The organism is Erwinia sp. MYb416, from assembly GCF_037479575.1.
GTDB classification, from domain to species: domain Bacteria; phylum Pseudomonadota; class Gammaproteobacteria; order Enterobacterales; family Enterobacteriaceae; genus Erwinia; species Erwinia rhapontici.
This window is the reverse complement of record NZ_JBBGYT010000178.1, coordinates 1,347-2,836: the sequence shown is the minus strand read 5'-3', so window position 1 is coordinate 2,836 and position 1,490 is coordinate 1,347. Positions and strand designations below refer to the sequence as shown.

Genomic DNA, 1,490 nt, shown 5'->3' with positions numbered 1-1,490 from the left:
TTTCACCAAGCGCGAAAATGTCGCGCATCAGCTGCAGGTCTTTATTGCCCGGACACAGCAGCGTGCCGCAGAAAAACGTCAGCATTTGCCGCAGTATGATACTCAGAACGGGTTACGCCAGCGTGGCGTCACTGCGGGCCAGCGTCAGCAGATGGCGGAGAAGATTGCGGCGTTGGTGCAGCCAGCATCATTACTGATCGTAGTGCGTAACGAGCGTCAGGACAGCGCCAGCCTGGAGGCGACGCTGACCAGCCTGGCCACCTGTCGTGCCGGGTATCCCCATTTCCGCGTAGTACTGACCTCGCTGGCGGCTAACGCAGCGCGCTTGCCGGAATGGGTGAGTGTGGACACTGACAACAGCCTGTTATCACGGGCGAAAGAGCAGTGGGTACAGGTGGTCGACGCCGGTGTGCGTTTCCTGGCGGACAGTTTTTGCACCGTGGGGTTAAGTCTGAGTGACGTCCCGGACTGTTTTGCTGTCTTTGCCGATGAACGGATTGAAGAACAAGATGGCACGCAGGTCAGCGCGCTGCGACCCGATTTTAACCTCGACCTGGTATTGAGCACTCCCTGGCGCTATGCGCGCCGCTGGCTGTTCCGCCTTGATGCCGTGAACAGCATGACGATGGAGCTATCCCTCAATCTGATAGCCTGGGAACTGGAAGCGATCACCCGGTTGATTGAGCTAAAGGATATCGCCGGTATTGGCCATATCAGCGAACCGCTGCTGGTGGTGCCGCAGACATTATTGCAGCCCGATGAGATTGATATTGCCGTCATTCAGCGCCACCTGCAACAACGGGGCTACGCCGACGGGCATGTGCGGGTTAACGGCGATAAGCCGTGGCATCTCTGCTATGGCGAGACGCAGTCCCTGATGGTATCGGTCATTATTCCCGCCAGTAACAGTCTTAATGACATGCAGACGGTGGTGGATCGGATGTTGGTCAACACCTCCCACGAACTGTATGAAATTATTATTGTGCGGGATTCGGCTACTGATGCCAGCGTGAATAGCTGGCTGGACACCATTGTTGCCGCGAATATTGCCAAGATACAGGTGAGTACAATCGCTGGCATTGGCAATGATGCCGCAAAATATAACGCCGGTGCCGCAGTGGCACGGGGTGATTTTATTCTGTTAGTGAATCCCTATGTGATCGTTATTGAGAAAGACTGGCTGACACATCTTCTCAATCATGCCCAGCGTCCTGAAGTCGGAAGTGTGGGGGGCAAGATTATTTCGCTCAACCGGCATCTGGTCTTATCCGCCGGGGAGATCCTGATCGGGGAAGAACTTTGCGCGGCTGTCGGTTATGGCGCCGCCGTTGATGAACCCGGCTATATGCAGCGCCTGCAAAGCGATCAGAATTACACCGTGCTTAACTATTCCTGCCTGATGATTAAAAAAGAGGCATGGAATAACGTAGCAGGTATGGACGACAGTTTAGCCACCCTGAAACAACAGAATATTGACCTGTGCCTGAAGC

1 protein-coding gene is annotated in these 1,490 nt (G+C 54.8%); it reads left to right on the top strand.

Annotation, left to right across the window (positions count from 1 at the left end; genetic code table 11):
• Positions 1 to 1,490: glycosyltransferase (locus tag WH277_RS01700; RefSeq protein WP_339504019.1), on the top strand; the 1,490-nt coding region annotated here is incomplete at both ends.